Origin of the sequence: Streptomyces sp. SAT1 (assembly GCF_001654495.1) — a bacterium.
Taxonomy (GTDB): domain Bacteria; phylum Actinomycetota; class Actinomycetes; order Streptomycetales; family Streptomycetaceae; genus Streptomyces; species Streptomyces andamanensis.
On the sequence record NZ_CP015849.1, the window covers coordinates 5,639,988 to 5,661,872 of the forward strand.

A 21,885-nucleotide genomic window follows, 5' to 3' on the forward strand; every position below is an offset into this window, starting at 1 on the left:
CGCGACGAACCGGTGCCTGGCAGTCAGTGCCTCCCCGTAGGATGGACGGCATGGCCAAGACCAGTACGACGACCCAGGGGCTGCGGGCGGCGATCGAACGCAGCGGCTACTACCCGGCTCTCGTGGCCGAGGCGGTGGAGGCCGCCGTGGGCGGCGAGCCCATCCGGTCGTACCTGGTCCACCAGGAGACCACCTTCGACCAGAACGAGGTACGGCGGCACGTCACCGTGCTCGTCCTCACCGGCAACCGCTTCATCGTCAGCCACACCGACGAGCAGGCGGCCGACAGCACCTCCCCGACGCCGTACGCCACGACGTCCACCGAATCGGTGAAGCTCGGCCGGATCTCGTCGGTCGTGGTGAGCCGGGTCGTCGCCAACCCGGAGCAGTACACCCCGGGTACGCCGCCCCGCGAGGTCGTCCTCACCATCGGCTGGGGCGCCGTCTCCCGCATCGACCTGGAGCCCGCCGCCTGCGGCGACCCGAACTGCGAGGCGGACCACGGCTACACGGGGAACTCCACCGCCGACGACCTCAGCCTGCGCGTCAGCGAGGCGGGGGACGGCCCGGAGACCGTGCGCCAGACGCTCGCCTTCGCCCAGGCGGTCTCCGAGGCCACCGCGGACGTCACCCGCTGATGCCGGCCCAGCCCACCGCCTGGGACCACCCCGAGCCCCTCGCCGTCGCCTCCGCGCCCGTCCCCGCCTACGGATCGGGCTCGCTCGCCGACCTGCTGCCCACCCTGGCCGCCGGCATGGACGTCCCCGCGACCACGGCCGCGATCCCCGAGCTGGCCCCCGCCGACCGCGCCTGCGTCTTCCTGATCGACGGCCTCGGCTGGGAGCAGCTGCGCGCGCACCCCGACGAGGCGCCCTTCCTGACCTCCCTGCTGGGCAGCTCGCGCGGCGGCACCGGCCGTCCGCTCACCGCCGGCTACCCGGCCACCACCGCGACCTCGCTGGCCTCCGTCGGCACCGGCCTGCCCCCGGGCGCGCACGGACTGCCCGGTTACACGGTCCGCGACCCGGCCACCGGCACGCTGATGAACCAGCTGCGCTGGCAGCCCTACAGCGACCCGTGCGCCTGGCAGCCGTACCCCACCGTCTTCGAACTGGCCCACCGCGCCGGGGTGCACTCCGCACAGGTCTCCTCCCCGGCCTTCCAGAACACCCCGCTCACCAAGGTCGCGCTCAGCGGCGGCACCTTCCTGGGCCGGCTGACCGGCGAGGACCGCATGGACACGGCAGCGGAGCAGCTCGCCGCGGCCGACCGCGCCCTCGTCTACACGTACTACTCCGAACTCGACGGCGCCGGCCACCGCTTCGGCGTGGACTCCGACGCCTGGCGCGGCCAGCTGATGCACGTCGACCGGCTCGCCCAGCGGCTGGCCGAGCAGCTTCCGCCGCGCAGCGCGCTCTACGTCACCGCCGACCACGGCATGGTCGACATCGTCTTCGACGAGGAGCACCGCATCGACTTCGACGCCGACTGGGAGCTGCGCGCCGGTGTCGCCCTGCTCGGCGGCGAGGGCCGCGCCCGGCACGTGTACGCGGTGCCCGGCGCCGCCGGTGACGTGCTGACCTGCTGGCGCGAGGTGCTGGGGGAGCAGTTCTGGGTGGCCTCGCGGGACGAGGCGATCGACGCCGGCTGGTTCGGGCCCCGGATCGACGACCGGGTGTACGGGCGGCTCGGCGACGTGATCGCGGCCGCCCGGGACGACGTCCTGCTCATCGCCTCGGAGCGGGAGCCCAAGGAGTCCCTGATGGTCGGCAACCACGGTTCCATGACCCCGGCCGAGCAGTTCGTCCCGCTGCTCGAAGCCCGCCCCTGACCCCGCCTCCCGCCCCCTTCCCCGACCCGCGACCTCGCCGAAAGGTGCCCGCCCCCTCATGCCCGAGCTGGTGTTCTTCTCCGGAACGATGGACTGCGGGAAGTCGACACTGGCTCTCCAGATCGAGCACAACCGCTCGGCGCGCGGGCTCGCCGGTCTGATCTTCACCCGCGACGACCGGGCGGGCGAGGGCAAGCTGTCCTCCCGCCTCGGCCTGGTCACCGATGCCGTGGAGGTGGAGGACGGCGTCGACCTCTACTCCTACCTGGTCGACCACCTCTCCCAGGGCGGCCGGGCCGACTATGTGATCGCCGACGAGGCGCAGTTCCTCGCGCCCGAGCAGATCGACCAGCTCGCCCGCGTCGTGGACGACCTGGAGATCGACGTCTACGCTTTCGGCATCACCACCGACTTCCGCTCCAAGCTGTTCCCCGGCTCCCAGCGCCTGGTCGAACTGGCCGACCGCGTGGAGGTCCTCCAGGTCGAGGCCCTGTGCTGGTGCGGCGCCCGCGCCACGCACAACGCCCGCACGGTCGGCGGTGTCATGGTCGTGGAGGGCGCCCAGGTGGTCGTGGGCGACGTCGACCAGTCCCCGGACGAGATCGGCTACGAGGTGCTGTGCCGCCGCCACCACCGCCGCCGCATGACCGCGGCCTCGGCCCGCGCGGCGGCCCTGTCCCCGGACGTCCTGCCCGTGGAGCCCGGCGCCCGCCGCTGACCTCCGCACCCAGGCAGCCTGCGCCCGCGACCGCGACGGCCTGGCTGTTCTCGATCCGCCGCACCGGTCCGCCGCACCGACCCGCCGTACCCGGGGGCCGTCGCCGCCGTCGCAGCCGTCGCAGCCGTCGCCGCCGTCGCGCCGCACGTGCGAGGCGCCGTACCGCAGGAGGCACCCGCCGCACCGCCCACCGCCCGCTACCCACCGCCCGCCGCCCACCGCCACGAAGGCGATCACGGGCGCGCGGGCGCCGGTCGTGCGGTCCGGACGGAGGCGGAGGTGCACATCACTCAAAAGGTGCATATCTTCACATCAGGTGGCGACCGGTCCGCCGTCCCGGAACGGACGGCGGACATCTTCGCCCGTCCCGCGTCCGGCGTACCGTCCCCACGCGAAGGAGCGCATGTGAAGGACCGCACGTGACGACCCGGCCCGCCGTGCCCCAGGCCCTGCCGCCCCAGGCCGGCGCCAAGGAAACGGCGCTCGGCGCGCTGCGCGGCGTGGGCCAGGTCGACCTGCAGCCGAGCCCGTGGACCTCGCTGGTCATCCTCGTGGCCCTGTGGGTGCAGGGCTGGCAGACGGGGCTCTTCGCCGTCATCGGCGCGGTGGTCTCGACCCTCACCGCCCGCGTCCTCGCCGTCGAGCGGGACACGCTGACCCAGGGCCTGATGACCTACTGCGGTGTCCTCGGGACCATCTCCATGGTGGTCTACCTCGGCCACCACCCCTCCACCTACGTGCTGGCCGTGGTCGCCGCCGTCCTGTGCACCCTGATCACCGCGGCCCTCGGCCAGTTGCTCGCCCCCGTCGGACTCAAGGCGTTCACCGGGCCGTTCTGCCTCGTCGCCCTGGTGATGGTGCTGGGCGCCCCCTCCTTCGCGCGCGTGTGGCACGGCACCCCGCCGACCGCGGTCACCCCGACCACCCCGACCAGCCCCGTCGTCCACTGGAGCGACCTGTGGCAGGGCTTCTTCACCAACGTCTCCCAGATCTTCTTCGCCGGTTCCTGGTACGTCGGCCTGATCATGCTGGCCGGCCTCTTCCTGGCCGGCTGGAAGGTGGGCCTCTTCACCGTGCTGGGCAGCGTCGTCGGGCTGCTCACCGCGTGGGCGCTCGGCGCGCCGGCCGTCCTGATCGGCCAGGGGATCTACGGCTACAACGCCGTACTGACGAGCCTGGCGTTCGGTGTCGTGCTGCTGCGCCCCACCGCGTGGAACTACGCCTACACCGTGCTGGCCGCCGCCGCCAGCACCGGTCTGACGGCCTCGCTCTCGGTGTTCTTCACCGTCTTCGGGAGCCACACCTTCACCTGGCCGTTCAACATCACCACCTGGGCGCTGCTGGCGGCTGTCCCCCTGCTGCCGCGCATCACGCGCGCCGACGACTTCTGAAGAGCCCCGTCCCGCCGGGACCGCGCGGAGCACCCGCCCCGGCCGACCGGCATCCACCCGACCGTCCGAGAAAGGCGCGGTTCATGAACCTGGCCCCCCGGGAAATCGACAAACTGCTCGTGTACGTCGTCGCCGACCTGGCCCGCAAGCGCCGCGGGCGCGGGCTGAAGCTCAACTACAGCGAGTCGGTGGCCCTCATCAGCGAGGCCATCCTCGAAGCGGCCAGGGACGGCCGCAGCGTGGCCGACTGCATGGAACTGGGCCGCCAGGTCCTCGGCGAGGACGACACCATGCCGGGCGTACGGGAGATGCTGCCGCTGCTCCAGGTGGAGGCCACCTTCGACGACGGCAACAAGCTCGTCTCCTGCCACGACCCGGTCGGTGGCTGACCGTGTCCCCGGGCACGGTGGTAGCGGTCGGCGGGCACGAGAGCGACGGGGGCCGGGCCCTGGGCGGGCTGCTGGACGCCGGGGTGCCGTCGGTGGGCGGCGGACGCGCGCTGCTGCGGTGCGTGCGTGCGCTGCGCGCCCGGGGCGAGCGGGTCTGCGTGGTGCCGATGACCCTCGGCCGGGACCCTGACCTCGCCGCCGACGCCGCGCGCACCCTGCGGGCCCTGGCCCCCGACGAGCGCGCCGGGACCGTGCTGGCCGCGCCGTTCGGCACCGCGGACCACCTGGTCGGCTGGCTGCGCGGCGCCGCCTGCCGGGCGCCCGGTGACGCGGCGCTGCTGGTCACCGCTCCGTCCGGCGGCCCGTACGCCGACGCGGACCTCTTCCGGATCGCCCGCCTGGTACGGCAGTACGGCCGGCACCGCACCGTCGAGGTGGCGCTGACCGGCGGCGAACCGGACCCCGCCGAAGGTGTGCGGCGCTGCCTCGCTCTCGGCGAACGGAGAGTCGTGCTGCTTCCGGCCGCCTGGGCGGCACCGGACAGTCCCGACCCCGCGCACTGCCGGCGGGGCGGACCGCTGCTCTCGCCCGCCGCCGTCGCGGGGGTCCTGGACGCACGGGTCCGCGAGGCGTGGGAGCGGTACGAGCGCTCGGGCGACGACGGTCTCTCCCGCGCCCTGTCCGCGGCCCACTCCCACTCCCACTCCCACTCCCACAGCCACACGCACGAACACGCGCACGACCACGGTGACGCGCACGCCCACGCGCACCGCCGCGCGGACACCGCCGCACCACCCCGCACCGCGGCCCCACCCGCCCTCACCTCGCACAGGAGTCCACGATGACGCTCCCTCCCCGCTACCAGTACGGCGACGGCCGGATAGAGATCAACGCCGGGCGCAGGACGATCAAACTCACCGTCCGCAACACCGGCGACCGCGCGGTACAGATCGGCTCCGACTACCACTTCTTCGAGGTGAACCCCGCCCTCGACTTCGACCGCGACGCGGCGCTCGGCATGCACCTCAACATCGCCGCGGGCACCGCCGTCCGCTTCGAGCCCGGCGGCACCCACGAGGTGGAGCTGTGCGCGTACGCGGGCACCGGCCGCCTCACCGGCTTCAGCGGCCTGCTCAACGGCAGCACGGTCTCCCACCCGGCCCGCGTCGAGGCCGTCAGCCGGGCCCTGCGCCGCGGCTTCCGCGGCGCGGGCGGGCGGGAGACCGCTCCCGCCGGGACCCAGGGGGCGGGCAAGCCGGAAGGCGCAGCCGAGCCGGAGAAGACAGCCGAGACAGCCGGGACAGCCGAGGCCGCTGAGAAGGCCAAGGCGGCCGGGAAGGGCAAGTCGGGCCGTGGGAAGGCCGGTCCGGGCAAGGCAGGTGCCCAGAAGAGCGCGAAGAAGAAGGAGTCCCGCTGACATGCCCATCCTCTCCCGTGAGCAGTACGCGGCCCTGTTCGGCCCCACGGTCGGCGACCGGTTCCGGCTGGCCGACACCAACCTCGTCGTCGAGGTAGAGAAGGACGTCCGCGAGGGGTCGTACGGCGACGAGGTGGTCTACGGCGGCGGCAAGACCATGCGTGACGGCATGGCCTCCGACCCGCAGGCCACCGCGGCACAGGGCGCCCTCGACCTGGTGATCACCAACGTGGTGGTCCTGGACCCGGTGGTCGGCGTGGTCAAGTGCGACATCGGCGTCAAGGACGGCTTCATCGCGGGCATCGGCAAGGCCGGCAACCCGCAGACCCAGGACGCCGTCGACCCCCGGCTCGTCGTCGGCACCGGCACCGAGGTCATCGCGGGCGAGCACCTGATCGCGACCGCCGGGGCCATGGACACCCATGTGCACCTGATCAGCCCCCAGCAGTGCCAGCAGGCCCTGAGCAACGGCATCACCACCCTGTTCGGCGGCGGCACCGGACCCACCGACGGCAGCAACGGCACCACCTGCACCCCCGGCCCCTTCAACCTCGCCCGGCTCCTCCAGGCCGCCGAGGGCCTGCCGGTCAACCTCGGCATCATGGGCAAGGGCAACGGCAGCCTGCCCGGCGCGCTGGACGAGCAGATCGAGGCCGGCGCCGCCGCCCTCAAGGTGCACGAGGACTGGGGCTCCACCCCCGCCGTCATCGACAACGCGCTGAACGTCGCCGACCACCACGACATCCAGATCGCGATCCACACCGACACCCTCAACGAGGGCGGCTTCTTCGAGGACACCCGCTCGGCGATCGACGGCCGGACCATCCACACCTTCCACAGCGAGGGCGCGGGCGGCGGGCACGCCCCCGATATCCTGCGGGTCACCGGGGAGCCCAACGTCCTGCCGTCCTCCACCAACCCCACGCTGCCGTACACCAAGAACTCGGTGGACGAACTGCTGGACATGGTGATGGTCTGCCACCACCTCAGCCACGACATCCCCGAGGACGTCGCCTTCGCCGACAGCCGGGTGCGCGCCGAGACCATCGCGGCCGAGACGGTCCTGCACGACCGGGGCATCATCAGCATGATCTCCTCCGACTCGCAGGCCATGGGCCGCATCGGCGAGTCCGTCACCCGCGCCTTCCAGATCGCCCACGTCTGCAAGGAGGCGTTCGGGCCGCTGCCCGAGGACTCCCCGCGCAACGACAACCAGCGCGTCCTGCGCTATCTGGCCAAGGTCACCATCAACCCGGCCGTCGCCAGCGGGGTCTCGGACCACATCGGGTCGCTGGAAGCGGGCAAACTGGCCGACATCGTCCTGTGGCCCATGCACTCCTTCGGGGCCAAGCCGAAGATGGTCATCAAGGGCGGCATCGTCTCCTGGGCGCAGATGGGCGACCCCAACGCCTCGCTGCCCACCCCGCAACCCGTCTACTACCGCCCGGCGTTCGGCCAGTTCGGACGCGCCCTCCAGGCGACCCACGTCACCTTCATGTCCCAGGCCGGCATCGCCGCCGGGGTGCCCGCGAGACTCGGCCTCGAACGCACGGTGCTCCCGGTCCGCAAGACCCGCACCATCGGCAAGCACAACATGGTCCGGAACGACGTCGTCCCGAGGATCGAGGTCGACCCGGAGACATACAAGGTGACGGTGGACGGAGAGGTCGTCACCATCGACCCGGCCCGGAAGCTGCCGCTCAACCAGCTCTTCTTCCTGGCCTGAGGGCCCGAGCGCATGTACCGCGACGAGCGCGCGGGCCCGCCCGCCACCACCCCGCACGGCCGGCCCCGCGACACGGCACCCCCGGACACGGACACAGGCACAGCCACCGGCACGGACACAAGCACGGACACAAGCGCAGACACCGGCACGGACGCAGACCTGGACCACCTCCTGGTCGTCCTCCAGCTCACCGACTCCGCCTTCCCCAGCGGCTTCTACACCCTGTCGCACAGCCTGGAGGGCTACGTCCAGGAGCGGGCCGTCGACGGGGAGTCCCTGCCCGCGCTGCTGCACGACCTGCTCAGGAACGGCGTCGGCCCGTCCGACGCCACCGCGCTGGCCCTGGCCCACCGGGCGGCGTCGGCGGGCGACTGGGCGGCGGTGGGCGCCGTGGACAGGCGGCTGTACGCGGCCAAGCTCGGCCGGGAGCCGCGGCAGGCCGCCGTACGCACCGGGCGGCAACTGCTGGACCTGGCCGCCGAGGTCTTCGGCGCGGACGGCATCGTCCGCTACCACCGCGAGGTGGCCGCCCACCGGGCGCCGGGCACCCAGGCCGTCGCCGCCGGGGTCGTCCACGCGGCGGCCGGGGTACCCGTGCGCCAGGCCGTCGCCGCCGACCTCCACCAGTTCTGCGCGAGCTTCGCCGGCGCGGCACTGAGACTGCGGCTGACCGACCACCGGCTGGCCCAGGTGCTGCTGCGGCGCACCGCGCCGGTCATCGCGGAGACGACCCGCCGCGCGCTGGAGCGCGGCCTCGACGACCTGGGAGCCACCACGTTCGCCGCGGACGTCATGTCCGCCCGTCACGAGCGGGCCGAAGCCCGTCTGTTCGCCAGTTGACGGCACCCGGTCGCGGTGCCGGACCCGGAGGAGGAAGACCATGCGAGACAACGTGCTGCGCGTCGGGATCGGCGGCCCCGTCGGATCGGGGAAGACCGCCCTCATCGAGGCCCTGGTGCCGGTCCTGATCCGGGACGGCCACCGGCCCGCGGTGATCACCAACGACATCTACACCCAGGAGGACGCCGAGCACGTGCGCCGCACGCTCGACGGTGTGCTGCCGGGCGACCGCGTCGTGGGCGTGGAGACGGGCGCCTGCCCGCACACCGCCGTGCGCGACGACCCGACGATGAACCTGGCCGCGGGCGCCGAACTGCTCGAACGCTGCCCCGACACCGACGTCCTGCTCTACGAGAGCGGCGGCGACAACCTGACCCTCACCTTCAGCCCCGCCCTGGTGGACGTGTTCGTCTTCGTCCTGGACACCGCCGAGGGCGAGAAGATGCCGCGCAAGCGGGGACCGGGCATCACCGACTCCGACCTGCTGGTCATCAACAAGATCGACATCGCCCGGTACGTGCGGACCGACCTCGGCGTGATGGAGTCGGACGCCCACCGGGTGCGCGGCGACGGCCCGGTGGTCCTGACCGACTGCCTGACCGGCCGGGGCGTCGACGAGGTCGCCGCCTTCCTGGAGGCCCGGCGCAAGGTGCTGGTCTGACGTGCCGGCCGTCCGCGACCGGCTCGCGCCGGAGTACTACGAGCCGGCCCGGCTGCCCCCGGAGCTGGCGGCCCACTCGGCGCCGCCCGAGACCCTCGCCCCCGGCTCACCGGCCAAGGTCGGCGTGCTCGACCTCGGCTTCGCCCGCCGCGGTGAACGGACGGAGCTGGTCGAGCGGTACCAGAAGGCGCCTCTCCAGATCATGCGCCCGCTCTACGTCGACCCGGCACTGCCCGGCATGGCGTGCGTCTACGTGATGGCCACCGGCGGCGGCATCGCCCAGGCGGACCGCCACCGCCTGGACCTCCGATGCGGCCCGGACACCCAGGTCCTGTGCACCACCCAGGCCGCCACCAAGCTCTACCGGATGGAGCAGGACTACGCGACCCAGCGCGTCCACCTGACCGCGGGCGACGGCGCCTGGGCCGAGTACCTGCCCGATCCGCTGATCCCCTTCGCCGGGTCACGCTTCCACCAGCACACGGTGCTCACCGTCGACGAGAGCGCCACGGTCGTGTACGGGGAGGCGGTCACGGCGGGCAGGATCGCCCGCGGCGAGCGACACGCCTACACCGTGCTCACCGGCGACCTGGAGATCCGCAGGCCCGACGGGACGCTGCTCGCGGTGGACACCCTGCGGCTGCGCCCGGACGGCCCCGGCGGGGTGAGCGGCCCCGGCGTCTTCGCCGGACACGACCACGTCGCCTCGCTGTTCGTGGTGAGCGCCCGCCGGCCCGCCGCCGAGATCGCCGGCACCCTGCACCGCGCCCTGACGGGCCGCGGGGTGCTGCACGGGGCGAGCGTCCTGCCGTACGACTGCGGGGCCTGGGTGCGGATCCTCGCCCACGAGCAGCCCCGCCTCGCCGGGGCCCGGCATGCCGCGTGGGACGCCGTCCGCCGGCTGCTCATCGGTCACCCCGCACCCGACCTGCGCAAACCGTAGCGCGCACCCGCCGTGGCGCTCGCAGAACAGGGCGCTCGCAAGCCGTGACGAGGAGCCTCCGCCCGTGATCACCGCCCCCGCCCCGATGCCGGCCGCCTACGATTCCGGCGACACCGCCTGGATGCTCGCCGCAGCCGCCATGGTGCTGCTGATGACCCCCGCGCTCGCCTTCTTCTACGGCGGCATGGTCCGCACCAAGCACATCCTGGTGATGCTCAAGATGAGCTTCGCCTCGCTCTGCTTCGTGACCGTGCTGTGGTACCTCCTCGGCTACTCGCTGGTCTTCGGCCCGGACGTGGGCGGCGCCGGCTTCATCGGCGGCCTCGAACACGTCCTGCTGCGCGGCATCGAGCCGAACACCCTGACCGGGTCCATCCCCACCTACGTCTACGCCACCTTCCAGATGGGCTTCGCCATCGTCACCGTGGCACTGATCAGCGGCTCCATCGCGGGCCGGGCCACCATGCGGGGCTGGCTGGTCTTCTCGGTGCTGTGGCTGCTGATCGTGTACGTGCCGGTCGCGCACTGGGTCTTCGACGCGCACCACGGCTGGATCACCGCGCACCTGGGCGCCCTCGACTTCGCGGGCGGCCTGCCCGTGGAACTCAACTCGGGCATCGCCGGACTCGCCGCCGCCCTGGTCATCAGAGGACCGGCGGACTTCCGGCGCACCGAACCGCGCCCCAACAACATCCCGCTGGTCATGATCGGCGTCGCCCTGCTGTGGTTCGGCTGGCTGGCCTTCAACGCCGGTTCCGCCGTCCGCGACACCGGGACCGCCGCCACCGCGTTCATCAACACCCAGCTCGGCGCGGCCGGGGCGATGGTCACCTGGCCGCTGGTCGAGTACTGGCGGACCCGGCGGGTCACCATGATGGGCGTCGGTTCGGCGGCGGTGGCCGGCATGGTCGCCATCACGCCCGCCTGCGGCGAGATCGACCCCACCGGTGCCCTGGTGACCGGGCTCGCCGCCGGGTGTGTCTGCGCGTACGCCGTCACCCTCAAGTACCGGCTGAATGTCGACGACACCCTCGACGTGGTCGGCGTGCACGGCGCGGGCGGCCTGGTCGGACTGCTCATGGTCGGCCTGTTCGCCACCTCCGGCGTCAGCGGCCGGGAGGGTCTCTTCTACGGGGGCGGCGGCTCGCTGCTCTGGCGGCAGGCCGTCGCGATCCTCGCCGTGGCCGCGTACTCCTTCGTCCTGACCTGGACCGTCGCCAAGGCCGTCGACACCGTCGTCGGCTTCGCCCAGAAGCAGCCGTACGCCGCCGTACCCGGCGAGGACGAGGAACGGGCCTACGACCTGCGCACCGCGGCCCGCCTGGACGCGCTGACGGGCGACGGCCGGGGCCTGGACCGGGAGACGCTGGCCGAGATCCGGCGGCTGCTGCGGGACGACGGCGGTGACTGACCACATCGCCAACTGCCCGGTCACCGGGCGGATATGGCTATGATCTCCCCGGCAAGGCTGTAGCGCAGTGGTCGTCGCGCCCCCGCATCAAGCTGGAGGACGTCGGTTCGAATCCGACCAGCCTTGCCACCCTTGTCGTGGAGGAAGTCGATGGGCGTCGGTCCGGCCCCGGACGGTCGGGAGCGGTGCCGCCCCCGGCGAGGCGGGCACGGGCGACGGACCGGTGGAGTGGTGATGACGCAGCCGACACCCGTGCGCTGCCCGGCGATCGAGCACCCGGACATCCCGGTCGGCGATCCCGCCGCGCTGGACCCGCTGCTGGCCCGGCTGGGCTCGGCGCGGCCGGTGGCGGACGACGAGACGTTCCCGCTCGGCACCGTACGCGCGGACGGCCGGATCGACCTGTGCAAGCAGGGGCTCGGCGCGGCAGGCGCCGCCCGCCTGCTGCCCGTGGCCGCCGCCTCGCCGCACGCCCGGCACCTCCTGCTCGGCACCAACGCCATCGGGGACGAAGGCGCGACCGCGGTGGCACGGGCCGTCGGCTCAGGACCGCACGGTCTGCACACCCTCTACCTCGGCTGCAACCGCATCGGCCCGGACGGCGTCAGCGCGCTCGCCGGAGCGCTGGCGGCCGACACCACCGTCCGCGCGCTGTGGCTCAAGCGCAACCCGGTCGGCGACGACGGCGCCCGCGCGCTCGCCGCGCTGCTGCGCCGCAACACCGCCCTGCGCACCCTCGACCTGGTCAACACCGGCCTCACCACCGCCGGACTGCGCGCCCTGCTCGACGCCCTCACCGACCGTCCGCAGCCGGTCGAACGCCTCTTCCTCGGCGGCAACGGCCTGACCGCCGACGCCGCCGGACCACTGGCCGCGCTCGTGCGCGAGGCGGGCGTACGCGAGCTGTACCTGCCCGCCAACCACCTCGGCGACGAGGGCGCCGCCGTCCTCGCCGCGGCCGCCGACCCCGCCCGCCCCCTGCGGCTCGGCCTGGGCGGCAACGGCATCGGCCCCGCCGGGGCGCGCGCCCTCGCGGACGCCCTGCCCGGCATCGAGACGCTCGACCTGGGCCGCCCGCCCTCCGAACGGAGCCTGGGCGCCCCCGCCAACGCCACCGGCGACGAAGGCGCCCACGCCCTGGCCGCCGCCCTGCCGGGCAGCCCGCTGCGCCGCCTCGAACTGCGCCACACCGGACTCACCGGACACGGCGCCAAGTCCCTGCTCGCCGCCGTACCGGACGACTCGCCGCTGGAGTACGTCGGTCTGGGCCCCGGACTGCCCCGCAAGGTCAAGCGGTCCTTCACCCGCCGTCTGCGGCCCGGCACCGGCACCCACCCCGACCTGCGCGCGATAGGGAGCGTCTACCGGTGAGCCCGCGCCCCGCACCGCCCTGCTTGTCCACCGAGGAGGCGGCGGCCCGGCGGCGGATCCGCCGCCACGCGGTGACCCGCACGACCATCGAACAGGCCACCGAGCGCCGCCTGGCCGGCGACTGGCGCGGGGCGTGCGCGGCGGCCCGCGTCGACCTCGCCCTCGACCTGGCGGAGATCGCCTTCCACTGCGGCCGGGACGTCGCCGACGCCCTCACGGACGACCTGCGCCACCTCGTCCCCGACCTGCTGCACTGGCATCTGCCCCGGCTGCTCGGCGGCTGGACCACCCTGGACACCTACCGGACCGTGGTCCTCGCCCGCTACCGCCCGGTGGACCCGGCCGAACGCCCCGGCACGACCCCGTACCTGTACGTCACCACCCCGGCGATGCGGGAGGGCCCGCAGCGAGTCACCCTGCGGTTCGGGACGGTGCTGGACGAGAGGGCCCCCGGTGTCTTCGGCCGGCGCACCGAGGACTGGCGGCACGCCCGCCACCTGTGGGACGCCCGGCACACCGCCGCACTGCGCGAGCGCTGCGGCGGCGGCCACGACCGCCTCCCGTTCCTCCGCCCCGACGGCACCCCGCTGGCCGCGGACGAACTGCCCACCGCCGACCCCGGCCCCGGTGACCCGGTGGCCCGCGCCGAGTGGATCACCACGCTGCACCAGAGCGGCGAGCCGCGGGCGGCCTTCGCGGCGGCCGGCATCGACGCCGACCTGACCCCGCCCTCGGACGGCCCCCGCCGGCGCCGGTACGTCCCGGAGGCGGCCCTCGGCCGGCTCGCCCTCGACCACACCCGGCTCGAACGCGAGGTCCGCGGCCAGGCGGGCGAGGGCGCCGGGCACCGCTTCGTCGTCGCGGGCGACCGGCACACCGACCTCCTGCTGGAGACACCCCCTTCCGGCGGGACCGGACTGCGGGTCCGGCTCGCCGGCCGCGCCCTGACCAGGGGCCTGCCCTTCCTGGCCGAGGCCCGCTGGCGCCGCCTGCCCGACCTCGACCTGCTGCGCGACGGCGGGATCACCGCGGAGCACCTGCACCCGCTGGTCCGCGACGCCCTGTTCCCCGCGCTGCGCGGCACCGGCGGCCCCGGCGGGCCGCCCGGACCCGAGGCCCCCGCACCCGTCCGGGTCCGCTGCCGCGGCGAGTGGCACGAGGTCGGCTTCCGGCCGGGCGGCGGCCTGCTCCGGATGCCGCACAGCGACGAGGAGCAGCGGCGCGAGCAGGCCCTGCGCGCCTTCGGCGGCGCCGTCACCGGCTGCTTCGCCGTCCGGCAGACCTGGACGTCGGGGGAGGGCCGGCTGCCCGAGGTCCTGCGCGCCCAGCGGCGGGAACTGTTCCTGCGCGCCCAGCACGGCGACACCCACGGGGTGCTCGCCCTGCTGGACCTGGGCATGGACCCGCGGGTGCGGGACGCCTCCGGACGCACCCTGCTGCACGTCCTGCACCTGCTCGACCACGAGACGCTGCTGCCCCGGCTGCTCGCCCACGGGCTCGACCTGGAGGCCCGCGACCAGCGCGAGCGCACCCCGCTGTTCACCGCGGTCAACGACGGCGGCTCCCGGGCCCTGGTGGAGGCGCTCGTCGCCGCCGGCGCCCGGCTCGACGTCGTCGACGAGTCCGACTTCTCCCTGGCCCAGATCATCCGCCGCTACCGGCGGACCGATCTGGCCCACCTGCGCGAGCGCGTACACGCGGAGCATCCGGACCTCGGCGTCGCCTGGCTGGACCGGTGGCTGGACGAGAAGGAAAACGAGAAGGAACGCGAGACGGAAGACGAGAAGGAAAAGAAGCGGCAGCAGTACGGCACCGACGACTCCCACGACGGCGAGGACGGGACCCCGTGAGTACCACCAGCCCCACAGGCCCCCGCCCCCCGAGTCCCCTGGCCGCCGCCGACCACCTGGTCGACCGGCTGCGCATCCGGCACACCGAGCCCGCCGCCAGCACCCAACTGAAGGCGCTGGCCCTCGCGGTGACGGCCAATCAGCCCGTCCTGCTGTGGGGCGAGCCGGGCATCGGCAAGTCGGCGGCCCTCGAACAGCTCGCCGCCGGACTCGGCCTGCCGCTGGAGACGGTCATCGCCAGCGTCCACGAGCCCTCCGACTTCGCCGGGCTGCCGATCGTCGGCGACGACCCGGCGGTCACCGGAGTGCCGATGGCCCCGCCCGACTGGGCGGTCCGGCTCACCCGCGCCGGACAGGGCCTCCTCTTCTTCGACGAACTCTCCTCGGCGCCCCCGGCCGTCCAGGCGGCGCTGCTGCGCGTCGTCCTCGAACGCCGGGTCGGCAGCCTCGCCCTGCCCGACGCCGTCCGGATCGTCGCCGCCGCCAACCCGCCCTCCAGCGCCGCCGACGGCTGGCACCTCAGCCCGCCGCTGGCCAACCGCTTCGTCCACCTGGACTGGACGCACGACCCGCGCACGGTCGCCCGCGGCATGGCCGGCACCTGGCCGGAGGCGGCCGTCCCCACGGTCGACGCGGGCAAGGTGCCCGGCGCCGTGGCACGGGCCCGCGGCGCCGTCTCCGGCTTCCTCACCGCCCGGCCGGGACTGGTCCACCACCTGCCCGCCGACGCCGAGAGCCGGGGCCGCTCCTGGCCGTCCCCACGCACCTGGGAGATGGCGCTGCGGCTGCTCGCCACCGGCTACGCGACCGGCGCCGGGCGCGAGGCGGTGGCCGCCGCGCTCACCGGCGCGGTCGGCGACGGCGCGGGCATCGAACTGCTGTCGTACCTGGAACACCTCGACCTGCCGGACCCCGAACGGGTCCTCGCCGACCCCGACGCGTTCGCCCTGCCCGAGCGCGGCGACCGCCAACTGGCCTTCCTCATCGCGGTGGTCGCCGCCGTCCGGAGCGACCTCACCCGGCCCCGCTGGGAGGCGGCCTGGACGGTGCTGGGCAAGGCCGTGGAGGCGGGCGTACCGGACGTGGCCGCCCGCGCCGCCACCGACCTCGCGGCGATGCGCCACCCGGACTGGCCGGTACCGCCCGGCATCGACGGGTTCCTCGACCTGCTCCAGCTGTCCGGGGCCCTGCCCGGCAGCCCATGAGGGCACGGCGATGACGGACGCCCGCCGGGAGCTGGACACCACCAAGCTGCTCGCCGCCCGCTACCGCGCGGCGAGCGACCGCCCGTATCTCGCCTCCGCCCTGTACGCCCTGACGGCCGTCCCCTCCCACGAGGTGCCGACCATGGGCGTGGACCGGCACTGGCGCTGCTACGTGTCGCCCGCCTTCGTCGAGGCGACCCCGGTCGCGGAACTCGCGGGCGTATGGGTGCACGAGGCCGCGCACCTGCTGCGCGACCACCACGGCCGCGCCGGCCGGCTGCCCGCCGCCGACCAGCGCGACGCGCACCGCGTGAACGTCGCCCAGGACTGCGAGATCAACGACGACCTCCTCGCCGACGGGCTGCGGCTGCCCGCCGGGCGCGTCGAGCCCCGCCTCTTCGGCCTGCCGGACGGGCAGTTGTTCGAGGCGTATCTGCGGGGGCTGCCCGCCCACCGTCAGGCACACGACTGCGGATCGGGCGCCCACGGCCGTCCGGTGCCCTGGGAGATCACCGGTCCCGCCGGTCCCGCCCGGCTCGGGGAGACCGAGGCACAGGCGCTGCGCCGGCAGACCGCCGAGGCGATGCGCGCCCACCAGCGGGGCCGCGGCACCCTGCCCGGAGGCTGGCGGCGCTGGGCCGAGGAGGTCCTCGAACCCACGGTCGACTGGCGCCAGGCGCTGTCCGGCGCGGTCCGCGAGGCCGCCGCCTGGGCCGGGGGCGCCGTCGACTACACCTACCGCCGCCCCTCGCGCCGCACCCCGGCGCTGCGCGGAGTCGTGCTGCCGAGCCTGCGCCGCCCGCTGCCCCGGGTGGCCGTGGTCGTCGACACCTCCGGTTCGATGGGCGAGACCGAACTCGCCGCCGCCCTGGGCGAGGTGACGGGCGTACTGCGCGAGGTCGGCGTGCGCGGCAACCGCGTGACCGTCCTCGCCTGCGACGCCGACGTCCAGACCGTGTCCCGGGTGACGGCCACCGAACAGGTCGTCCTCGGCGGCGGAGGCGGCACCGACCTGCGCGTCGGCATCCACGCCGCCCTGACCGCCCCCGACCGGCCGGGCATCGTCATCGTCCTCACCGACGGCCTCACCCCCTGGCCCGAACAGCCCACGTCCTGCCGCCTGATAGCAGCCCTGATCGGCTCCGAAGCCCCCCAGCCCCCGCCCTGGGCGGAAACGGTACGCATCCCACCCACCTGACCCCACCATCCCAGACACGACCTGCCCACCACACGGATCCGCCGCCGCACGCCCACCACCTTGCCGATCCGCCGAGAGTGCGGCGTGTCGTCGGTGATGACCGGCGGCCGGCCGCCCGTGCTTGCTTTTGCGGGAGGCGGCATCGAGCCCTTCGGGGGTGGCCTCGCGATGTTCTCCCGCTCGGTCCCGGCCACCGCGGCGAAGAAGCCGGACAGCAGACGGCCCGGACCGGTGGGGTCGTAGATCCCGGCCGGCGGTCCGTCGAGCATCTCCAGGAGCCGGGTCGCTGCGTCCAGGAGTGGAAAGGGCGGGGTGGCTTGAGCGTTGCGGCGGGCCGGTCGTCGCGCCGAGAGGACTTCCAGAAGTAAGTACATGGACTTTCCAATGATTGGATTATCCATGTACTGTGCGGTGATGGATGATCGGCAGCTGACCGAAGAGCTTCACGACCACCTGTTCGCAATCCGCACCCAGGTGCATGCCGAGCTCAAGGAGCTGGCCCAGGAAGCGGGACTGACCGACACGCAGACCGATGCGCTGTGGAGGCTGAGTCGCGGGCGCGAGATGACCGCGCGCCGTCTGGCCGACCTCTTGCGGTGCGACGCATCAACCGCCACGTCGATGATCGACCGGCTGGAGAAGCGCGGCCTGGTCCGCCGCGTGCCCCACCCCACCGACCGCCGCGCGAAACTCATCCAGCTCACCCCCGAGGGATGCGCGCTGCGCGATCGCGTCATCCGGCACACCACCGAGTACTCACCCTTCGCCCGCCTCGACCACGAGAGCAGGCTGCGCCTGCACACGCTTCTCCGCGAAGTGATCGACGGCTCCCACCCGACAGCTCAGGCCGGCGGCGACGAGGAGACCGTGGACGTGGACAAGGAGCAGCGATGAGCAGCGGGACCGCGGTCATCACGGGCGGAGCCTCGGGCCTGGGCCTGGTGATGGCACGCCACCTGATCAAGGCCGGTCGGAGCGTCGTCCTCGTCGGCCGGGACGCGACGCGCACCCGGGCCGCCGCCGACAGCCTGCGCGGCCTGGCCCCAGCGGGCAGCGACACCGCACCGCCGCGGACCTACACCGCTGACCTGCGACAGTGGTCGCAGGTACAGACACTGGCAGCGGAACTGGCCGCCGACAGACACCCGGTGAACGTCCTCATCAACAATGCAGGAGCAGCGTTTCCCCGATACGAGCAGACACCGGACGGTGTGGAACGCACCTACGCGCTCAACCACCACGCCCCGTTCCTCCTCACCCACGCTCTCCTCGCCGAAGGAGTGCTTGCGCTCGAAGCGCGGATCATCAACATGTCCTCGTTCGTGGAAAGACGCGGCAAGCTCGACGCCACCGATCCGGACGTCGCGGGAACATCGTGGAGCAAGCGCTTCTACAACCAGCCCAAGGTCTACGCCACGAGCAAACTCGTCAGCCTCCTGGCCGCGCGAGAACTCGCACACCGCCTCCCCGACGGCATGAGCATCTACAACGCCAACCCTGGCATGGTCAAGGGCACCGCGATGAACAGCAACGCCGGCGGTCTGATGCGGCTGACCGCCCCGCTGTTCCGCCCGTTCGCCATCACCCCGGACGAAGGCGTGCAAACCCCGGTCTGGCTCGCCGGCGCCTCGCCCGCACCGCACCCCAGCGGCGGCTTCTTCAGCGAGTCCCAGCCGGACTCTCCTTCACGCCTGGCCCTGAACGACGCTCTCGCCCGGACCGTCTACACCAAGACCGCAGCTCTCCTCGGAGTGGAGCCCCTCCCCAGGTAGGGCGGCGGCCCGGAACCGGTTGTCACGCCGGGATCGCGGCTTCCTCGTCCTGCGGAGTCCGCGGGCCGGGCACGCACCGTAGCCTGGATGGGCAGGTCCAGGCCCAGGCGGCTGTTCATGTCCAGTTCGAACCGGCCGTACGGATGCACATGGGTCCAGAACAGCGGCGACAGCGCGCTGCGGTCCGCGCCGGTGAGCTTGCCCGCCCACTTCGGGTCGGTCGGCCAGGACCTCCTGCGTCAGCACCGTGTCGACGTGCACCGGCGCGGCCCGGAGCAGTACTCCAAGATGTCCAGCAGGTCGATGGCGCCCCGGCGCCGCTCGGTCTCGCCCTTGATCGCCACCAGGCTCTCCGGCTCCTGCCGCTTGCCGCGCGGCGAGACCCTGATCCACGGCTCGCCGCGCTTCTTGAGATCGCCACCCCGCCCGTCGTGCCCTCCGCCGGCGCCTGCTCGAAGCGGTCCAGCGAGGTGCGGAGCCTGCCCTGGAGAGCGGCGATGAACTCCCCGGAATCCTGCGGCCGGCCCTGCGCGGCGTAGTGCACGTCCCGGTTGCCCTCGAAGTCCGCGGGCAGGTCGTCCGCCGGGTCACGCCACCGGTTCGCCCCACGGCCCTTGTCGTCCACCACCGCCGCTCGCCCCTGCTCGGGCGCCACCCCCGCCCGATCCCGCCGCCGTACGGTCACCACCCGTTGCCCCGTCGAGACGCGGCCACCATCCCGTCGCCCGCCGAGGCGCGGCCACGAGTCCAGGTCTGCCGCCCGGCGCGCCCACCGGCCCGCGCCCGCCGCCCCCGGCACGAACTGCCCGCCCTGTGCCCCCGCCGCAGCGCGGCCACCACCCCGCCACCTCGGCCACCGGGCCACCCGGCCACCCGCCACCCCGCTGAACCACGCACACGACCTTGATCCGCACGGGACACGGCGCCTGAGTCCGATGCCCCGAGCCCGCCCCCCCCGAGCCCGATGCCCCGAGCCGGACCCCCTGAGCCGGACCCCGCGACGGCTGTCCCGCCCCCGCCACGGACACCAGGGCGGCGGCAGCACCGAGACCCCGGGTCTCGGGCCCCGGGCCCCACGCCCCGCGTGCGGAACCGGCCGCGGATCCGCCGCCCCCGAGGCCGGGGCACGGCCGTCGGCGTCTCACCTCACCCGGCCGCGCGCCGCCCGTCCGCTCCCGTGCCGCCGCGCTGGAGCAGTGCGAAGCGGGCGCCCTCCAAGTCCGTGACCGTGGCGGTGCGGCCGCGGGCGGTGTCATGGGCCGGGGCGACGACACGTCCGCCGAGCCCGGTCACCCGCTCCACCGCCGCGTCCGTGTCGGCGACCTCGAAGTACGTCAGCCAGTGCGGACCCCCGTCGTGCCGCAGCGCGGGCCCCGCGCCGAGGATCCCGGCGACCGGCCGGCCGTCCAGGCACAGCGTCACCCGGTCGGCGGCCCCCTCGCCCGCTCCGGCACCCCCAGGCTCCGGGCGCCGCTCCTCGTAACCGAACAGCGAGGCGTAGAACTTGGCGACGTTCGCGGTCTCGAAGGCGCGCAGCTCGTTCCAGAGCGGCGCGCCGGGCCGGCCGTCGGCGGCGCCCCCGCGCTCCCCGGGCACCTGCCAGGCACCGAAGACCGCCCCGGAGGGGTCGGAGCCGAGCACCAGCCGGCCGACCTCGCCCGCGTCGAGCGGTCCCACCCCGACCGTGCCCCCGCACAGCCGTACCGTTTCGGCCGTCACATCCACGTCGTCCGAGGCGAGATACGGGGTCCAGGCGACCGGAAGATGGCGGTCGGGCGGCAGCAGGCCGATGCCCGCCACCTGCCGCCCGTCCAGCCGGGCCCGGACATAGGGGCCGAGCTGGGCGGGCCCCGGCTCGAACTCCCAGCCGAACAGCTCGCCGTAGAACGTCTGGGTCGCGGTCATGTCGTGCACCATCAGGCTCACCCAGCAGGGTGTCCCGGGCGTGTGCCGGGCGCTCGCCCGGCTGTCCCGGCCGGCCGGATACGGTGCCTGAGTCATCGTCACTCTCTTCTCGGCCCCTCGCGGTGGCCGCGTCGATTCCGCTCGCTCTCCGGACTCGGAACGATGACCGGAGGATGCCCCGTGTGCGGTGTCCTGTCCGTTTCGGCGCGCTTGCCGACGGATGTCGATCGGCTGCACAGCATGTGGCTGATCCCGTACGCCTGGTGACCGGACCTGTCCGGCCGAGCAGAGTAGCGGGACCTGGACGCCGCGGCCACCCTGTGCGCAAGGATGGTGGCCATGAACGCCATCATCTCCGCATCCGATCTGGCGGCCGCCCTCGGGGGCCCCGGGGCGCCGGTCCTGCTCGACGTCCGCTGGCAGCTCAGCACGGCCAAGGCCGCGGGCGAACCGCCCTTCGACGGGCGCGCGGCCTACGCGTCGGGCCACCTGCCCGGCGCCGTCTTCGTCGACCTGGACCGTGAACTCGCCTCCGCGCCGGGCGCGCACGGCCGCCACCCGCTGCCCGACACCGCCGAGTTCGGCGCGGCGATGCGCCGTGCCGGGGTCGGCTCCGGCCGTCCCGTCGTCGTGTACGACGGCGGGCAGGGCTGGGCGGCGGCGCGCGCCTGGTGGCTGCTGCGCTGGACCGGGCACCCCGACGTCCGGGTGCTCGACGGGGGCCTGGCCGCCTGGGACGGCCCGCTGGAGCAGACGGTTCCCGAACCGGCCGAGGGCGACTTCGTCCCGGAGCCCGGCGCCCTGGAACTGCTCGACGCCGACGGCGCGGGGGAGTTGGCCCGCTCCGGACTGCTGTTCGACGCGCGCGCCGGGGAGCGCTACCGGGGCGAGGTCGAGCCCATCGACCGGGTCGGCGGCCACATCCCGGGCGCGGTGTCCGCGCCGACGACGGAGAACGTCGGCGCGGACGGCCGGTTCCTGCCCGCCGGGCGACTGCGCGAGCGGTTCCGGGAACTGGGCGCCGAGGACGGCACGCACGTCGGCGTGTACTGCGGCTCGGGCGTCTCCGGCGCGCACGAGGTGCTGGCCCTGGCCGTGGCGGGCATCCCGGCCGCGCTGTACGTCGGTTCCTGGTCGGAGTGGTCCGCGGACCCGTCCCGCCCGGTGGCGGTGGGCGCGGACCCGCGCTAGCCCGCGGGAAGCACGCGTACGGGTGAGGGCCGCGCCTTCCGGTGCGGCCCTCACCCGTACACGCTT

General features: G+C 74.1%; 20 protein-coding genes. 19 read left to right on the plus strand and 1 reads right to left on the minus strand.

The features are described 5' to 3' along the window. Positions 1–41: 41 nt before the first annotated feature. The 18 genes from A8713_RS24235 (at position 42) to A8713_RS24325 (ending at position 18,723) form a co-directional block, all read left to right on the plus strand. A complete protein-coding gene (locus A8713_RS24235; RefSeq protein WP_064535686.1) occupies positions 42–638 on the plus strand; it encodes a DUF5998 family protein in 597 nt (198 codons plus the stop codon). Next, on the plus strand, positions 638–1,831 hold the full coding sequence (locus A8713_RS24240; protein WP_064535687.1) for an alkaline phosphatase family protein: 1,194 nt from the start codon (positions 638–640) through the stop codon (positions 1,829–1,831). Before A8713_RS24235 ends, A8713_RS24240 begins: the two co-directional genes overlap by 1 nt. Before the next feature lie 58 nt (positions 1,832–1,889). Further along, a complete protein-coding gene (locus A8713_RS24245; protein WP_064535688.1) occupies positions 1,890–2,549 on the plus strand; it encodes a thymidine kinase in 660 nt (219 codons plus the stop codon). Between the two features lie 419 nt (positions 2,550–2,968). Then, positions 2,969–3,940, plus strand: a complete 972-nt coding sequence (locus A8713_RS24250) for an urea transporter (protein ID WP_079159110.1) — start codon at positions 2,969–2,971, stop codon at positions 3,938–3,940. Between the two features lie 83 nt (positions 3,941–4,023). Continuing rightward, a complete protein-coding gene (locus tag A8713_RS24255; RefSeq protein ID WP_064535689.1) occupies positions 4,024–4,329 on the plus strand; it encodes an urease subunit gamma in 306 nt (101 codons plus the stop codon). Positions 4,330–4,331: 2 nt separating this feature from the next. Next, positions 4,332–5,174: a sirohydrochlorin chelatase gene (locus tag A8713_RS24260; protein WP_079159111.1), complete on the plus strand. Its 843-nt coding sequence runs from the start codon at positions 4,332–4,334 to the stop codon at positions 5,172–5,174. After that, a complete protein-coding gene (locus tag A8713_RS32605; RefSeq protein ID WP_079159112.1) occupies positions 5,171–5,746 on the plus strand; it encodes an urease subunit beta in 576 nt (191 codons plus the stop codon). Before A8713_RS24260 ends, A8713_RS32605 begins: the two co-directional genes overlap by 4 nt. Before the next feature lies 1 nt (position 5,747). Further along, positions 5,748–7,472, plus strand: coding sequence for an urease subunit alpha (gene ureC, locus A8713_RS24270; protein WP_064535690.1), 1,725 nt, complete (start codon positions 5,748–5,750; stop codon positions 7,470–7,472). Between the two features lie 12 nt (positions 7,473–7,484). Beyond that, positions 7,485–8,312, plus strand: a complete 828-nt coding sequence (locus A8713_RS24275; RefSeq protein WP_079159113.1) for an urease accessory protein UreF — start codon at positions 7,485–7,487, stop codon at positions 8,310–8,312. A 40-nt stretch (positions 8,313–8,352) separates the two neighbouring features. Next, positions 8,353–8,973 carry an urease accessory protein UreG gene (ureG, locus tag A8713_RS24280; protein ID WP_064535691.1) on the plus strand — a complete coding sequence of 207 codons (621 nt, stop codon included), beginning with the start codon at positions 8,353–8,355 and terminating at the stop codon, positions 8,971–8,973. Between the two features lies 1 nt (position 8,974). Next, positions 8,975–9,916 (plus strand): urease accessory protein UreD, encoded by a 942-nt coding sequence (locus A8713_RS24285; RefSeq protein WP_064535692.1) that lies wholly within the window; start codon positions 8,975–8,977, stop codon positions 9,914–9,916. Between the two features lie 64 nt (positions 9,917–9,980). Then, positions 9,981–11,327 (plus strand): ammonium transporter, encoded by a 1,347-nt coding sequence (locus A8713_RS24290; RefSeq protein ID WP_064535693.1) that lies wholly within the window; start codon positions 9,981–9,983, stop codon positions 11,325–11,327. Between the two features lie 234 nt (positions 11,328–11,561). Further along, positions 11,562–12,698: a gala protein gene (locus A8713_RS24300; RefSeq protein WP_064537685.1), complete on the plus strand. Its 1,137-nt coding sequence runs from the start codon at positions 11,562–11,564 to the stop codon at positions 12,696–12,698. Beyond that, positions 12,695–14,548 carry an ankyrin repeat domain-containing protein gene (locus tag A8713_RS24305; RefSeq protein ID WP_064535694.1) on the plus strand — a complete coding sequence of 618 codons (1,854 nt, stop codon included), beginning with the start codon at positions 12,695–12,697 and terminating at the stop codon, positions 14,546–14,548. The genes A8713_RS24300 and A8713_RS24305 overlap by 4 nt, the downstream gene beginning before the upstream one ends. Continuing rightward, on the plus strand, positions 14,545–15,753 hold the full coding sequence (locus A8713_RS24310; protein WP_064535695.1) for a sigma 54-interacting transcriptional regulator: 1,209 nt from the start codon (positions 14,545–14,547) through the stop codon (positions 15,751–15,753). The genes A8713_RS24305 and A8713_RS24310 overlap by 4 nt, the downstream gene beginning before the upstream one ends. Positions 15,754–15,763: 10 nt before the next feature. Next, a complete protein-coding gene (locus A8713_RS24315; RefSeq protein ID WP_064535696.1) occupies positions 15,764–16,951 on the plus strand; it encodes a vWA domain-containing protein in 1,188 nt (395 codons plus the stop codon). Between the two features lie 414 nt (positions 16,952–17,365). Next, the gene (locus tag A8713_RS24320; RefSeq protein ID WP_079159291.1) at positions 17,366–17,845 is read left to right on the plus strand and encodes a MarR family winged helix-turn-helix transcriptional regulator; all 480 of its coding nucleotides are present in this window, start codon (positions 17,366–17,368) and stop codon (positions 17,843–17,845) included. Beyond that, on the plus strand, positions 17,842–18,723 hold the full coding sequence (locus A8713_RS24325) for an SDR family NAD(P)-dependent oxidoreductase (RefSeq protein WP_064535697.1): 882 nt from the start codon (positions 17,842–17,844) through the stop codon (positions 18,721–18,723). The genes A8713_RS24320 and A8713_RS24325 overlap by 4 nt, the downstream gene beginning before the upstream one ends. Positions 18,724–19,869: 1,146 nt before the next feature. On the opposite strand, the gene A8713_RS24330 is transcribed toward A8713_RS24325, so the two are convergent. Next, positions 19,870–20,724 (minus strand): VOC family protein, encoded by an 855-nt coding sequence (locus A8713_RS24330; RefSeq protein ID WP_064537686.1) that lies wholly within the window; start codon positions 20,722–20,724, stop codon positions 19,870–19,872. Positions 20,725–20,967: 243 nt separating this feature from the next. Here A8713_RS24330 and A8713_RS24335 point away from each other — a divergent pair, with 243 nt between their 5' ends. Beyond that, the gene (locus tag A8713_RS24335) at positions 20,968–21,819 is read left to right on the plus strand and encodes a sulfurtransferase (RefSeq protein WP_064535698.1); all 852 of its coding nucleotides are present in this window, start codon (positions 20,968–20,970) and stop codon (positions 21,817–21,819) included. The last annotated feature ends 66 nt before the right edge of the window (positions 21,820–21,885 follow it).

Bases quoted from the DNA above. Each gene is read 5' to 3' on its own strand.
- A8713_RS24235 (WP_064535686.1), top strand. From the start codon at position 42: ATGGACGGCATGGCCAAGACCAGTACGACGACCCAGGGGCTGCGGGCG.
- A8713_RS24240 (WP_064535687.1), top strand. From the start codon at position 638: ATGCCGGCCCAGCCCACCGCCTGGGACCACCCCGAGCCCCTCGCCGTC.
- A8713_RS24245 (WP_064535688.1), top strand. From the start codon at position 1,890: ATGCCCGAGCTGGTGTTCTTCTCCGGAACGATGGACTGCGGGAAGTCG.
- A8713_RS24255 (WP_064535689.1), top strand. From the start codon at position 4,024: ATGAACCTGGCCCCCCGGGAAATCGACAAACTGCTCGTGTACGTCGTC.
- A8713_RS32605 (WP_079159112.1), top strand. From the start codon at position 5,171: ATGACGCTCCCTCCCCGCTACCAGTACGGCGACGGCCGGATAGAGATC.
- ureC (WP_064535690.1), top strand. From the start codon at position 5,748: ATGCCCATCCTCTCCCGTGAGCAGTACGCGGCCCTGTTCGGCCCCACG.
- A8713_RS24275 (WP_079159113.1), top strand. From the start codon at position 7,485: ATGTACCGCGACGAGCGCGCGGGCCCGCCCGCCACCACCCCGCACGGC.
- ureG (WP_064535691.1), top strand. From the start codon at position 8,353: ATGCGAGACAACGTGCTGCGCGTCGGGATCGGCGGCCCCGTCGGATCG.
- A8713_RS24300 (WP_064537685.1), top strand. From the start codon at position 11,562: ATGACGCAGCCGACACCCGTGCGCTGCCCGGCGATCGAGCACCCGGAC.
- A8713_RS24315 (WP_064535696.1), top strand. From the start codon at position 15,764: ATGACGGACGCCCGCCGGGAGCTGGACACCACCAAGCTGCTCGCCGCC.
- A8713_RS24320 (WP_079159291.1), top strand. From the start codon at position 17,366: ATGGATGATCGGCAGCTGACCGAAGAGCTTCACGACCACCTGTTCGCA.
- A8713_RS24325 (WP_064535697.1), top strand. From the start codon at position 17,842: ATGAGCAGCGGGACCGCGGTCATCACGGGCGGAGCCTCGGGCCTGGGC.
- A8713_RS24330 (WP_064537686.1), bottom strand. From the start codon at position 20,724: ATGACTCAGGCACCGTATCCGGCCGGCCGGGACAGCCGGGCGAGCGCC.
- A8713_RS24335 (WP_064535698.1), top strand. From the start codon at position 20,968: ATGAACGCCATCATCTCCGCATCCGATCTGGCGGCCGCCCTCGGGGGC.